Origin of the sequence: Haemophilus haemolyticus, from assembly GCF_003352385.1 — a bacterium.
Taxonomy (GTDB): Bacteria; Pseudomonadota; Gammaproteobacteria; order Enterobacterales; family Pasteurellaceae; genus Haemophilus; species Haemophilus haemolyticus_I.
This window is the reverse complement of the sequence record NZ_CP031243.1, coordinates 1,563,470-1,576,355: the sequence shown is the minus strand read 5'-3', so window position 1 is coordinate 1,576,355 and position 12,886 is coordinate 1,563,470. Positions and strand designations below refer to the sequence as shown.

Below are 12,886 nucleotides of genomic sequence, written 5' to 3'. Positions count from 1 at the left end.
AAAGGCAACAAGGTTTCTTGTTGCCTTGACTGATAAGTGTTACCAAGCTGGCGAGCTATACAGTAACACAATAAATATGATGACGATTATAAAGATAATTTTCATCAATTTTGTCTCCCAATCAGTGTTAAAACAAACTGATCGAGATGATTGCATTACCTGACCCCCCAGTCAGGTAATGACAACACCTGACCAGCCACTGATCATTCTATCATATAAAAGCCGCTTATCTAGCGGTTTTTTCTTTTTAATCATGACATCAATAGAGCAAATTCCATTTCATCATTTAAAAATGCAAGTGCAACGTAAATTGAATCAGTCTTTGCAGCTTGCAGAGGTTTATTTTAAGCGAAAATTTACAATGCCTGAGGTAAATTATGAGTTGCGTGGAATAAAGGCAGGCGTGGCTTACCTACAAAAAAATGAAATAAAATTTAACCTCACTTTGTTATTAGAAAATACAGATGAATTTATTCGACAAGTCGTGCCACACGAGCTTGCGCATTTGATTGTGTATCAAATGTTTGGTTGTGTAAAACCACATGGGCGGGAATGGCAGCTTGTAATGAATGAAATTTTTAAGCTTCCCGCAGACACTTGCCATCAATTTGATATAAAAAATGTGCAAGGTAAAACCTTTGAATATCGTTGTGCTTGCCAAACACATTTCTTAAGTACTCGTCGTCATAATAGAATAGTAAGAGAAAAGATTGAATATTTATGTAGAAAATGTAAGGAAAAATTAGTTTTTGTCGATGAAACAGAATAATTTTTGTGATATATTTTTCCAGTTTATTCAATAAATAAAGGAGTTATCCAATGAAAAAATCTTTATTAGCAGTTATTGTGGGTGCATTTGCCTTTGCTTCTGTTGCAAATGCGAATATTTATGCTGAGGGCGATATCGGTTTATCTCGAACCAAAGCAAATGGTAGTAACAATACAAGAATTGAACCTCGTGTATCCGTTGGATATAAAGTAGGAAATACACGCGTTGCAGCTGATTATACATATCACGGAAAAGTTGATGGCACAAAAGTTCAAGGTTTAGGTACTTCTGTATTTTATGATTTTGATACAAATTCTAAAGTGCAACCTTATGTTGGTGCTCGTGTAGCGGCTAATCAATTTAAATACACCAACCGTGCAGAACAAGATTTTAAAAGTTCTTCAGAAATTAAGCTCGGCTATGGTGTTGTAGCAGGTGCGAAATATAAATTAGATGGCAACTGGTATGCAAATGGTGGTGTTGAATACAATCGCTTAGGTAGCTTTGATAATACCAAAGTTAATAATTATGGCGCGAAAGTTGGCGTGGGTTACGGATTCTAATTTTTAGAATACAAAGATCCTTTTTATAAAACACTTTAATTTAACGGTGATCGTTTAAAACAATCACCGTTATTTATTTTTGGATTATTTCAATACGCTAAAACCCAAAACTTACCCCAGTTGCAGCACCCACACCATTATTGGTATCAGCAGAGCCAGAAAGGCTAATTACCACATTTGGTTTAGGTGTATAACGAACCCCAACTGCAACAGCAGATTGTCCTCGATAAGTCCCTGCAGCCGCCCCAACGGTAAAGCGTTTTCCTTGCACTGGGTAAATTTGCCCCATTGCCATTGCAGCTGCAATACCCGCACGGCTTTCACGAGTGGTTTTTCGGATTTGTCGATTGATTTCGCCAGTCGCTTGATTCAATCCTTTGATTGCTGCACGAGTGAGATCAGTTTCATTGGTAGAAAGTCCATTTGAACCATTGTTACCATTTATACCGTGATTAGCGTTAGCTCCATTTTGTCCATTAGCACCGTCTTGACCCGCCGAACCATTGTGACCTGCTGTACCATCAGCCCCTTGATTACCTGTAGAACCTGCATTACCTGTTGAACCTACGCCACCAGATTGTCCATTTTGTCCGTTGGCACCGTCTTGACCCGCCGAACCATTGTGACCTGCTGTACCATCAGCCCCTTGACCACCTGTAGAACCAGCATTACCTGTCGAGCCTGTGCCACCAGCTTGTCCATTTTGTCCATTAGCACCATCTTGACCTGCCGAACCGTCTTGACCTGCTGTACCATTTGAACCTTGACCACCTGCAGAACCAGCATTACCTGTCGGGCCTGTGCCACCAGCTTGTCCATTTTGTCCATTAGCACCGTCTTGACCTGCTGCACCGTTGGAACCTTGGCTACCTGCAGAACCTTCATTACCTGTCAAGCCTGTGCTACCAGCTTGTCCATTTTGTCCATTAGCACCGTCTTGACCTACCGAACCGTCTTGACCTGCTGTACCATTGGAACCTTGGCTACCAGCAGAACCTGCATTACCTGTTGAACCTGAACCACCAGCTTGTCCATTTTGTCCATTAGCACCGTCTTGACCTGTCGAACCATTGTGACCTACTGAACCATCAGCCCCTTGACCACCTGCAGAACCAGAATTACCTGTCGAACCTGAACCACCAGCTTGTCCATTTTGTCCATTAGCACCGTCTTGACCCGCCGAACCATTGTGACCTGCTGTACCATCAGCCCCTTGACCACCTGTAGAACCAGCATTACCTGTCGAGCCTGTGCCACCAGCTTGTCCATTTTGTCCGTTGGCACCGTCTTGACCCGCCGAACCATTGTGTCCTGCTGTACCATCAGCCCCTTGGCTACCTGCAGTACCTGTCGAACCTGAACCATCAGCTTGTCCATTTTGTCCATTAGCACCGTCTTGACCTGCTGTGTTGTGATTACCGTCTGTGCCATTATTCGGGGTTTGTGGTTTTTCTTTGACTGCATTGTCTGCTTCAGGTGCTTTTTCTGCCTGAATTAAATGGGCTTTGCCATCGTCGCCTGTTTTAGCATAAAGTTCTAAAGATTTACTCGGATCATCTTTATTAACTAAGGTTAAACGATCAAATACGGGATTAGTTTTCATTGCAATGCGAATACCGTCATTGTCGTGATAAGTAATCAAGTTGCGACTACTATACAAATCTGCTTTATAGCCAACACCACTCTCGCCTAAAATAGAGAGCGTTTCGCCCACGTGTTTGTAGAAGTTGTGGGTTTTATCTGTGCCAGCAAAACCTTGATTGTCAGAATTAACTGCAAAACGCAAGCCTGCCGATTTCAACTGTGCCAAGTTTACGGCATCAGTGTCTGCCGTCCCTGCTGCTACGCCAGTAATTTGGCGGGTTATGCCTGTTTTTTCATTCCCTACTGAAACCGAACCCGCAGTGCCTTTCCAAGTTGAAACTAATTTATTTTGCTCTTGTTGTTTTTTATTTAGGTCTGATTCGGCTTTATCCGCTTTCTTTTCCGTATCAGTTAATTTAGCTTCAATTAGTGGTTTTGCTTTATCATAATCCTTTTCTTGAATACCTGTTTTGGTTTGAAGAGCGGTCAATTTTTCCTGCATTTTTTCTAATTCATTTTTAGCTGTTTTATAAGATTTAGTTGCGTTGTCAATCTCAGCTTGATTTGGCTTAGCTGCAGCTTTCAATTTTTCCATATTGATTTTTAACCCATTAACTTCCGCTTCTTTTTTCGGCAAATCGTAAAGTATATTGCGTAACTCTGCCAAGTCGGCATAATTTTGATGCTCTGTTTCATAAGCCTCTTTCAATGGCTTAATTTCATCTTGCAATTCCTGATATTTTTTACCCGCTTCGCCTAACAAGGTCATTTGTTTCTTATTGCCATTTATTTCAAGTTTTGTTGCTTGCTCACTAATGTCATAGCCAATAGTAGCAAGGTCACGATAATTAAATGAATCCGAACCTAAAGCTACCCCGCCATTTACGCCCTCGTTAATACGAGTATTCTCCCCTAAAGCGAGGGATTTTTCTGCACGAGCGGCGGAAAAATATCCAAATGCAGAAGAATAATCTTTATAGGCAATAGCTCCAGCACCAACTGCTGATGAATAGAGCCCTCGTGATTCTGCCCCAATACCAACTGATAAAGAATCAGATCCTGATGCCTCTGCTGCACCGCCTATGGCAATAGTTTGAAAGCCATAGCCTTTTGCGTGTAAACCAATGGCAATTGAGCCTTTGTGTCGTTTTTCAGGTTCAGGATTAGCAATGCTATAATCATTAGCTATAGTACGACGACTACCTGTTTCTCCAACATTACCATCTACCACGAGAGTATCACGCGCTTTATCCACATGAAGAATGCTGCCTGGTGCAGGGGGACGTTTTTTGCCAACGTATGCACCGTTACCCATTGCGATGGAATAATCAGATGCATCTTCAATTTTACTATTTCTCCCAATAGCAATGGTATCTTCCCCACGAGATAAAGCAAAATCTCCGAGAGATAAACCATATTTCCCATAGGCTTGTGCCCCGACCCCTACAGAAAGTGATCTTGCCCCTATAGATTTAGAACCTGTACCTAATGAAAGGGAAAGTTCACCTTGTGATAAGGCTTGTATACCAAAAGCATATGATTGTAGCCCCAGAGCCTGGGAGCCGTAACCAATCGCTGTTGATAAATATCCACTAGCTGTAGTCTCAGAACCTATCGCCATAGAAAAATCACTAAGAGCCTTTGCCTTTTTACCAATGGCAATTTGTTGGTTTTGTTGTTTGTTATCTTTCCCTAAACCAATCGTCGCATCGACCCCAATAGCAATAGACTCATATCCTATAGCACCATTATTATTGCTATTTATTCCTTGACTAAGTCTTCCATTTGATGCACTGAAATAACGCATATTATCAAGCCGTTGTTTCAACTCATTTATTGTTTTTTCTTGGGCTTTATATTTTGTTTTTAAATCTGCTAATTCTTTCTGAGTATTATCCGCAGCAGGTGCTGACGTAGACGCAGGGTCATCTGCTAACACCGCACCACTCACTAATGCCATACAAAGTGCGGTTAATTTTACCGATGTTTTTGCAGATTTTACTTTTCCTTTAGCAAGTTCAGAGACCACTTGAAAAACATCTGATGCCCGATTAAAAATAATTCTATAAATATGATTCATACTAACCTCGATTTGATTCTTCGTTTATGTTTACAATAAAAAAGACAAAGAAAATCCCAGCCGTGTTTTAACGTTGAAAAACACAGCGAGACTAAAGAATAATGTTTTCTTTAAAATGAAATGGATTTGTGCGATGAAGTGCAGAAAAAAGACATCCACACAACACAGAAGAGATGTATCGCCTCAGCTTAAAAGGTATTGTGCCTCTGGCGGAAAGTGCTAGTATTGTTTGTTTGTTTGTTTGTTTGTTTGTTTGTTTGTTTGTTTGTTTGTTTGTTTGTTTGTTTGTTTGTTTGTTTGTTTGTTTGTTTGTTTGTTTGTTTGTTTGTTTGTTTGTCATCACGTTTATCCTTTTTTGATTTTGAGATATATAAAATTAACGTGCTTTTAACAAATTACTATATACAACCTGAAGTAATTAATATTAAATGATCAGAGATTCTATTTCTCGCTCTAAAAGCGATAAATCAGTATCAAATCCGTGAGCCATAGCCATATACCAAGAATCTTTATTGACTTTTGTTAGGTCAATAGAATTACCATTTTTTTCAACTAAATCTTGTAAGAAAAGTCGTGTGATTCTACCATTTCCATCAAGAAAAGGATGAATAACATTAAATTCATTAATGAAATATGCAGCCTGATAAATAAAATTTTCTTTGATAGGAAAAGTTAGATTTTCTAATCTTTTTGTAATCATCTTATTATAGTAAGAATAAATATACTTAGGTGCACAAAAAATAGCGTTTTTACCTCTCATTGTTTGGTAATCTCTTATTTCACCTGCCCATTCATAAATTTCATTGAATAAATGATAATGAAGTAATTGAATTTCTTGTAGAGAAAAAGATTGAAGTTTAGGTCGAGTCGGCATTTTTAATGAAACAATCATATCTTCATATTGAAGAAGTTTCGATTTGTCTTGAATGCTTAGTTTGTTCTTTAACGTATTATTTGGATAAAAATATTTGTTAAAGATTTGTGTTTCAAATAATTGATAGTCTTCTCTCATTGGGCGAATAATTGTTTAACAAATAATAGTTCTTGTCGTTCAAATTCTTCATTGGTAATCGGTGCGCTAGCTCTTTCAAGCATAGTAGAAAATGCGCTATCGCCCATATCCGCTCCTTCAATTTGATTACTGATATGGGCTTCTTTTAGGGCTTTAATACGTTGTTCAATAATTTGCTCAAAATTCATTATTTTCCTCGCTAATACTATATTTTGGCAAAGTATAGCACAAGGCAAAGATGTGACGAAGTAGCTTTTACTTTTCAAATAAAAAAATCCCAACCTAGGTTGGGATTTAAAATCACTAAAAATTTTACCGCACTTTATGCTTTGCTTACTTCAAAACGTTCAAATGCCAACACTTTTTTCTCTAATTTACGTAGTAATAAAGTCGCAATGCCTGTGATAATTAAATAGATACCGCCTGCGATGCCGTAAATTGTGAGTGCATCATATTCTGTACCATAAAGTTGGCGTGCGTAGCCCATAATATCCATAATGGTAATGGTGGAAGCTAACGCCGTGCCTTTAAATACCAAAATAATTTCGTTACTGTAAGACGGCAATGCTCGTTTTAAAGCGTAGGGAATTAAGATTTTGAGTGTCTGTAATCGGCTTAACCCTAACGCTGCACAACTTTCCCATTGTCCTTTATGAATGGCTTTTACTGCACCGTGAAATAATTGGGTGGAATAGGCTGCGCTGTTTAGTGCTAAAGCTAATGCGGCACAGAACCACGCATTGGATAAGAAAAACCATAATGGGCTGTCAATAATCCATTGGAATTGACCTGGCCCCGCATAAATTAAAAAGAACTGTACTAACAGTGGAGTGCCTGTGAATAAAGTAAGGTATAAATTAACCGCTCTTTTTACCCATTTGTTTTCCATTGAAAGTAAAAAAGTAAGAAATAAGGCTAAAAAGAAAGCAATCAGTAAGGATACGACAGTAAGCAATAAACTCGTTGGGATCCCTTGTGCGATCACAGTTAAATATTCTTGAAACATTATTTCACGCCCCTTTCAAAACGAGTAAAACGCAGCTCTAATTTTCGAATACCAACTTGGCTAATTAATGTTACCACTAAATAAATTAACGCAGCAATACCGTACCAAGTAAAGGGTTGATGTGTATTGGTATTAATCAGATCTGCTTGGCGCATCAAATCGTCCACACCAATTAATGAAACTAATGCCGTATCTTTTAGTAATACAAGCCATTGATTACTTAAACCCGGTAAGGCGTGACGCCATACTTGTGGCATGACAATGTGAATGAACGTATAGCTTTTGCTTAAGCCTAACGCTGCGCCAGACTCCCATTGACCTTTCGGGATAGCTTGAATGGCTCCGCGTAATGTTTGTGAAGCATAAGCTGCAAAAATGAGAGAAAGTGCAAATACACCGCAACCAAATGCCCCAAATTCAATGTATTCGCCTGTTAGCATTTCGACTAATTCGGTGGAACCAAAATAGACAAGTAATACAACAAGAATTTCGGGTAAGCCACGTAATAATGCCACAAATACTGTCATCGGCTTGCCAGCAAAACGATTTGCCTCAAGTACGGCAAAAATTAGGCTTAAAAATAGGCCTAAGATCAATGAACAGACCGCAAGCCCTAAAGTCATTAGGGCAGCGGTAAGCATTAAAGAAAGAAAATCATAACTCATAGATTATTTTGTCATCCATTTATCATAGATTTTTTGGTATTCACCATTTGCTTTAATTGCAGCTAAACCTTTGTTTAATTGTGCAGCCAAATCTTTGTTTGATTTGTGCATTGCAATACCTAAACCATTACCAAAATATTTTTTATTGGTCACTTTTTCGCCTACAAATTGAATTTCTGGTTCCTTGGAAATCATATCAGCAAGCACTGCAGTATCGCCAAAAATAATATCAATCCGACCGCTCTTTAAGTCTAAAATAGCACTTTGTAAACTTGCATAGGATTTTGGACTATATTGCTTGGTTTCCGCTACGGTATATTGTTGGAATGTGGTGCCATTTTGAACACCTACATTTTTTGCACTTTCTAAGGTCGCTTTGCCTTTAAGAGCAACATAGCTGGCTGTGCTGTCGTAATATGCATCAGAGAATAAAACCTGTTTTGCACGAGCATCAGTAATATCAATAGCGGAAATTGAAGCATCAAAACGTTTTGCTTTTAAATTTGGAATTAACGCATCAAAGGCTTCGCCTTTGAATTTACAGGTTGCTTGGATTTCTTGACAAATTGCATTCGCCACATCCACATCAAACCCGATAATTTCGCCTTTTTCATTTGTGGTTTCAAATGGTGGATAGCTAGGTTCCATTGCAAAAGTTAGTTCTTGTGCGCTTGCAGCAATAGATGACCCCAATAAAATGGCAGTTAATAATGTTTTTTTCATCGTAAGCTCCTTATTTCTAGTGAGAAAGATAGTGTTTAAATTGTTCCGTTTTTGGATTTTCAAAGCAATCGGCCGATCCCATTTCGACGATTTTACCTTGTTCCATATAGACGACTTTTGTCGCCACTTTTTGCGCCACATTGACTTCATGGGTTACAATCACTTGCGTAATGCCAGTTTCTTGTAATTCTTTAATAATATCTACAACTTGCGCAGTAATTTCTGGATCTAATGCTGCCGTTGGTTCATCAAATAACAGAACTTGTGGCTTCATCATAAGCGCACGCGCTATTGCTACACGTTGTTGCTGCCCCCCTGATAAATGTAATGGAAAGCGATCGGCAAGTTGTTCTAAACGTAAACGTTTTAACAATTCCATTGCATCGGTTTTTGCTTCATTTTCACTCACACCACGTACTTTCATTGGTGCTTCAATTAAGTTTTCAATTACCGTTAAGTGCGGCCAAAGATGATATTGTTGAAACACCATTCCTACATCTTGGCGTAATTGTCTAATTGCTTTGGGATTTGCCATTGCATTGGATAAATTAAATTCATTGTTTGCAATGCTTAATTCGCCAGATTTTGGCACTTCTAACAAATTTAATGTGCGAATCAATGTGCTTTTACCTGCGCCACTTGGGCCCAGCAACACAACGGTATCGCCCTCTTCAGCTTCAAGGTTAATATCAAATAACGCTTGTGATGAACCGTAAAAGAAATTGAGATTTTTAACACGAATAGCCATTTTTCTTCTCTATGCTTTATAAGGTGAAAAAATATTACATTTTTATGCATAATTATGCAAGTGCTATTAATAAAAAATCCCAAAAAATTTTGGGATTTTAAAAACTCGCTTGAAATCAACCGCACTTTAGGCTTGTTTTGCCATTTCAAACTCAATTAACATCATTAAAATATGAATAACTTTGATATGGATTTCTTGAATACGATCTGCATAACGGAAATGTGGTACACGAATTTCAACATCCGCTAATCCAGCCATTTTTCCTCCATCTTTACCTGTCATTGCAATGACTTTCATGCCTTTTGCTTTTGCGGCTTCAATGGCATTTAAAATATTTTTTGAATTACCAGAGGTCGATAAACCGAATAACACATCGCCTTTTTGACCCACCGCTTCAACATAGCGTGAAAATACATATTCATAACCAAAATCATTACTTACACAGCTTAAATGGCTTACATCTGAAATCGCAATGGCAGGGTAGCCAGGACGATTTTCACGATAACGACCCGTTAATTCTTCTGCAAAATGCATCGCATCACAGTGCGAACCGCCATTACCACAAGAAAGCACTTTGCCTCCTTGTTTGAAGCTGTTGGAAATTAATAATGCTGCTTCTTGAATTAATTTAATGTTATTTTCGTCAGAAATAAATTTGTTTAATACATCTTGTGCTTCCACAAGTTCCGCTTTGATTTGATCTAAATACATTGATTGCTCCTTTTAGCATAAAATCGCGATGGCATTGTATAGCAGATAAACATTCTTCGCTAGCGTAAATAAAAATTCATCTTTTTTCGATGAAATGATGATTTTTTGCGATTTAGATCGAAAAAAGAAGTTTGAGTGGTTGGGGATTTTTCAAGATATGTTTATCTTGCGTAAACTTATTTGCCCTTTAATTTTCAAAAACACAATGAAATTTTACCGCACTTTGTTACTTTTCTTTGCTAGTTCTTTTGCTTTTGCTAACTCAGATTTAATGCTTCTTCATACCTACAATAATCAACCCATAGAGGGTTGGGTAATGTCTGAAAAGTTGGATGGCGTACGCGGTTATTGGGATGGAAAGCAATTATTAACCCGACAAGGGCAACCTTTATCGCCGCCAGCTTATTTCATTAAGGATTTTCCACCTTTTTCCATTGATGGCGAATTATTTAGTGAGCGAAATCATTTTGAGGAAATTTCATCCATCACAAAATCTTTTAAAGGCGACGGTTGGGAAAAACTGAAATTGTATGTTTTTGATGTGCCTGATACAGAGGGGAATTTATTTGAGCGTTTAGCTAAATTGAAAGCATATTTAGTCGAACATCCCACAACTTATATTGAAATTATTGAGCAAATTCCTGTTAAAGATAAAACCCATTTATATCAATTTCTTGCACAAGTCGAAAATTTGCAAGGCGAGGGCGTTGTTGTACGCAACCCCAATGTACCTTATGAACGTAAGCGAAGCTCACAAATTTTAAAATTAAAAACAGCACGAGATGAAGAATGTACAGTCATTGCACACCATAAAGGCAAAGGACAATTTGAAAATGTGATGGGTGCTTTAACTTGTAAAAATCATCGGGGAGAATTTAAAATCGGTTCTGGCTTTAATTTAAACGAACGAGAAAATCCCCCTCCGATAGGATCTGTAATTACTTATAAATATCGAGGTCTCACGAGTCGTGGAAAACCTTGATTTGCAACCTATTGGCGAGAGAAAAAATAAGCCTATTTATCAGTCTGACAAAATGAATTTAATCAATATGGAAACAAGCGATTAATTTGCCATCAGTATGTTGCGCTAAGTGCGGTTGATTTTCACGACATTTTTCTGTCGCTTTCCAACAACGAGGATTAAATGCACAGCCTTTTGGCGGATTAATCGGACTTGGTAATTCGCCCGTCAGCTTTATACGTTCACGACGCAAGTTTGGCGACAAACGTGGCGTCGCTGAAAGTAACGCTTTGGTATAAGGATGTTGAGGATTAGAGAAGATTTGTTCTCTTGTTCCTTTTTCGACACAACGACCTAAATACATTACCATCACTTCATCGGCGATATGTTCTACCACAGAAAGATCGTGTGAAATGAACACGTAAGACAAGCCTAATTCATCTTGTAAATCCATCATTAAATTCAGTACTTGCGCACGCACGGAAACATCTAATGCAGAAACAGGTTCATCGGCAACAACGACATCGGGATCTAACATTAAGCCACGAGCAATGGCGATACGCTGGCGTTGTCCGCCTGAGAACATGTGAGGATAACGATCATAAAATTCAGCACGCAATCCGACTTTTTCCATCATTGATAAAACTTTTTCTCGCCGTTCTTTGGCGGAAAGTTTTGTGTTGATAATTAATGGTTCTTCCAAAATTGAACCAATTTTTTTGCGTGGATTTAATGACGCATAAGGATTTTGGAAAACTATTTGAATTTTTTTACGACGTAGTGCTTTTGTTTCAGAATCATTTTCTAAAAAATTATGCCCTTTGTAATACAATTCGCCTTCGCTGGGTTCTTCAATCATTGTCAATAAACGACCTAGCGTTGATTTTCCACAACCAGATTCCCCCACGACAGCTAAAGTTTTACCCCGTTCAAGCTGAAAAGAGACACCATCTAACGCTTTTACTTGCTGTGTTTTTGCAAACAAGCCTTTTTTTACAGGGTAATATTTTTTCAAGCCAATGGCATTTAATAATGGCGCATTTTCTTTTATTTCATTCGTCATTATTAAGCTCCTTGATATTCAACGGGATTGCCTTGCTCGTTCAGCGGAGTATGGCATTTTACTTTACGCGAACCGATCTGATGCAATTGAGGTTCGACTTGGCGGCAGTATTCAGTGGCATAAGGGCAGCGCGGATTTAATAAACAGCCTGTTGGGCGATCGTATTTTCCAGGTACTACACCTTGTAATGATTCCAAGCGAGATTTTCCTTCTGCAAATTCAGGCAATGAACGTAACAAGGCTTGCGTGTAAGGATGTTTTGGCTCGCGGAAAATATCTTTTGCGGTGCCTTCTTCAATGATTTGCCCAGCATACATCACGATAATTCGATCTGCTGCTTCTGCCACAAGTGCTAGATCGTGAGTAATCAAAATTAGGGACATACATTCTTTCTTTTGTAATTCAAGTAAGAGTTCCATAATTTGTGCTTGAATAGTCACGTCCAATGCCGTGGTTGGCTCGTCAGCAATCAATAATTTAGGTCTGCAGGCAATTGCCATCGCAATCATCACACGTTGGCTCATACCGCCAGAAAGCTGATGGGGATAAACATTCATTCGAGATTCAGGATCTGGAATACCGACCAATCTTAAAAGCTCTAAAGTGCGGTCTTTTCTCGCCTTTTTTGTACCGCCTTCATGAGTTTTTAATGCCTCCATAATTTGGAAGCCTATAGTATAAGCTGGATTCAAGCTTGTCATCGGATCTTGGAAAATCATTGCTACATCAGCACCAATAAGCTGGCGTTTGGCTTTGCTCTCTAAAGTGAGTAAATCAGTGTTTTCAAATTGCAAGGATTCTGCCGATACACGTCCGGGATGATCAATTAGTCCCATAATTGCGAGAGAACTCACCGATTTTCCTGACCCCGATTCTCCCACGATGCCAAGCACTTCACCTTGTGCGACTTGATAGCTGATGCGATCCACTGCTTTAAATGGCGTATTTTTATCGCCAAAGTGAACAGAAAGTTCTTTTACGTCTAATAATGTCATTCTGTT

At 38.6% G+C, this 12,886-nt stretch carries 14 protein-coding genes; 3 read left to right on the top strand and 11 right to left on the bottom strand.

Annotated features, from left to right (window positions below; genetic code table 11):
- Nucleotides 1-253 precede the first annotated feature (253 nt).
- Complete coding sequence (locus DV428_RS07620; RefSeq protein ID WP_114909597.1) at nt 254-769, top strand: SprT family zinc-dependent metalloprotease; 516 nt, start codon at nt 254-256, stop codon at nt 767-769.
- A gap of 50 nt (nt 770-819) precedes the next feature.
- On the top strand, nt 820-1,332 hold the full coding sequence (locus DV428_RS07615; protein ID WP_153066475.1) for an opacity family porin: 513 nt from the start codon (nt 820-822) through the stop codon (nt 1,330-1,332).
- 97 nt (nt 1,333-1,429) lie between these two features.
- Here DV428_RS07615 and DV428_RS09680 read toward each other — a convergent pair whose 3' ends face one another.
- The 9 genes from DV428_RS09680 to lpcA form a co-directional block, all read right to left on the bottom strand.
- Entirely contained in the window at nt 1,430-4,996 is a 3,567-nt protein-coding gene (locus DV428_RS09680) for an ESPR-type extended signal peptide-containing protein (RefSeq protein ID WP_208623847.1), read from the bottom strand.
- Between the two features lie 91 nt (nt 4,997-5,087).
- Nucleotides 5,088-5,336: a hypothetical protein gene (locus tag DV428_RS09675; protein WP_208623846.1), complete on the bottom strand. Its 249-nt coding sequence runs from the start codon at nt 5,334-5,336 to the stop codon at nt 5,088-5,090.
- Between the two features lie 84 nt (nt 5,337-5,420).
- Entirely contained in the window at nt 5,421-6,008 is a 588-nt protein-coding gene (locus tag DV428_RS07585) for a Fic/DOC family protein (protein ID WP_114909274.1), read from the bottom strand.
- Nucleotides 6,005-6,196, bottom strand: a complete 192-nt coding sequence (locus DV428_RS07580) for a hypothetical protein (protein WP_105898688.1) — start codon at nt 6,194-6,196, stop codon at nt 6,005-6,007. The genes DV428_RS07585 and DV428_RS07580 overlap by 4 nt, the downstream gene beginning before the upstream one ends.
- Before the next feature lie 134 nt (nt 6,197-6,330).
- On the bottom strand, nt 6,331-7,014 hold the full coding sequence (artM, locus tag DV428_RS07575) for an arginine ABC transporter permease ArtM (RefSeq protein ID WP_114909273.1): 684 nt from the start codon (nt 7,012-7,014) through the stop codon (nt 6,331-6,333).
- Nucleotides 7,014-7,679 carry an arginine ABC transporter permease ArtQ gene (gene artQ / locus DV428_RS07570; protein ID WP_114909272.1) on the bottom strand — a complete coding sequence of 222 codons (666 nt, stop codon included), beginning with the start codon at nt 7,677-7,679 and terminating at the stop codon, nt 7,014-7,016. Before artQ ends, artM begins: the two co-directional genes overlap by 1 nt.
- Nucleotides 7,680-7,682: 3 nt before the next feature.
- Nucleotides 7,683-8,402: a lysine/arginine/ornithine ABC transporter substrate-binding protein gene (locus tag DV428_RS07565; RefSeq protein WP_114909271.1), complete on the bottom strand. Its 720-nt coding sequence runs from the start codon at nt 8,400-8,402 to the stop codon at nt 7,683-7,685.
- 16 nt (nt 8,403-8,418) lie between these two features.
- The gene (gene artP, locus DV428_RS07560; protein ID WP_032824113.1) at nt 8,419-9,150 is read right to left on the bottom strand and encodes an arginine ABC transporter ATP-binding protein ArtP; all 732 of its coding nucleotides are present in this window, start codon (nt 9,148-9,150) and stop codon (nt 8,419-8,421) included.
- A 126-nt stretch (nt 9,151-9,276) separates the two neighbouring features.
- Complete coding sequence (gene lpcA, locus DV428_RS07555) at nt 9,277-9,861, bottom strand: D-sedoheptulose 7-phosphate isomerase (protein WP_005663828.1); 585 nt, start codon at nt 9,859-9,861, stop codon at nt 9,277-9,279.
- A 205-nt stretch (nt 9,862-10,066) separates the two neighbouring features.
- On the opposite strand from lpcA, the gene DV428_RS07550 reads away from it, so the two are divergent.
- Nucleotides 10,067-10,843: a DNA ligase gene (locus DV428_RS07550; protein WP_114909594.1), complete on the top strand. Its 777-nt coding sequence runs from the start codon at nt 10,067-10,069 to the stop codon at nt 10,841-10,843.
- 58 nt (nt 10,844-10,901) lie between these two features.
- Here the strand turns inward: DV428_RS07550 and DV428_RS07545 are convergent, their stop codons facing one another.
- Both DV428_RS07545 and dppD read right to left on the bottom strand, forming a co-directional pair.
- Nucleotides 10,902-11,885 (bottom strand): peptide ABC transporter ATP-binding protein, encoded by a 984-nt coding sequence (locus tag DV428_RS07545; RefSeq protein WP_114909270.1) that lies wholly within the window; start codon nt 11,883-11,885, stop codon nt 10,902-10,904.
- Nucleotides 11,886-11,887: 2 nt separating this feature from the next.
- Nucleotides 11,888-12,880, bottom strand: coding sequence for a dipeptide ABC transporter ATP-binding protein (gene dppD / locus DV428_RS07540; protein ID WP_114909269.1), 993 nt, complete (start codon nt 12,878-12,880; stop codon nt 11,888-11,890).
- Nucleotides 12,881-12,886 lie beyond the last annotated feature (6 nt).

Excerpts from the sequence above, each read along its gene's own strand:
- DV428_RS07620 (WP_114909597.1), top strand. The coding sequence starts at position 254 with ATGACATCAATAGAGCAAATTCCATTTCATCATTTAAAAATGCAAGTG.
- DV428_RS07615 (WP_153066475.1), top strand. The coding sequence starts at position 820 with ATGAAAAAATCTTTATTAGCAGTTATTGTGGGTGCATTTGCCTTTGCT.
- DV428_RS09680 (WP_208623847.1), bottom strand. The coding sequence starts at position 4,996 with ATGAATCATATTTATAGAATTATTTTTAATCGGGCATCAGATGTTTTT.
- DV428_RS09675 (WP_208623846.1), bottom strand. The coding sequence starts at position 5,336 with ATGACAAACAAACAAACAAACAAACAAACAAACAAACAAACAAACAAA.
- DV428_RS07585 (WP_114909274.1), bottom strand. The coding sequence starts at position 6,008 with ATGAGAGAAGACTATCAATTATTTGAAACACAAATCTTTAACAAATAT.
- DV428_RS07580 (WP_105898688.1), bottom strand. The coding sequence starts at position 6,196 with ATGAATTTTGAGCAAATTATTGAACAACGTATTAAAGCCCTAAAAGAA.
- artM (WP_114909273.1), bottom strand. The coding sequence starts at position 7,014 with ATGTTTCAAGAATATTTAACTGTGATCGCACAAGGGATCCCAACGAGT.
- artQ (WP_114909272.1), bottom strand. The coding sequence starts at position 7,679 with ATGAGTTATGATTTTCTTTCTTTAATGCTTACCGCTGCCCTAATGACT.
- DV428_RS07565 (WP_114909271.1), bottom strand. The coding sequence starts at position 8,402 with ATGAAAAAAACATTATTAACTGCCATTTTATTGGGGTCATCTATTGCT.
- artP (WP_032824113.1), bottom strand. The coding sequence starts at position 9,150 with ATGGCTATTCGTGTTAAAAATCTCAATTTCTTTTACGGTTCATCACAA.
- lpcA (WP_005663828.1), bottom strand. The coding sequence starts at position 9,861 with ATGTATTTAGATCAAATCAAAGCGGAACTTGTGGAAGCACAAGATGTA.
- DV428_RS07550 (WP_114909594.1), top strand. The coding sequence starts at position 10,067 with ATGAAATTTTACCGCACTTTGTTACTTTTCTTTGCTAGTTCTTTTGCT.
- DV428_RS07545 (WP_114909270.1), bottom strand. The coding sequence starts at position 11,885 with ATGACGAATGAAATAAAAGAAAATGCGCCATTATTAAATGCCATTGGC.
- dppD (WP_114909269.1), bottom strand. The coding sequence starts at position 12,880 with ATGACATTATTAGACGTAAAAGAACTTTCTGTTCACTTTGGCGATAAA.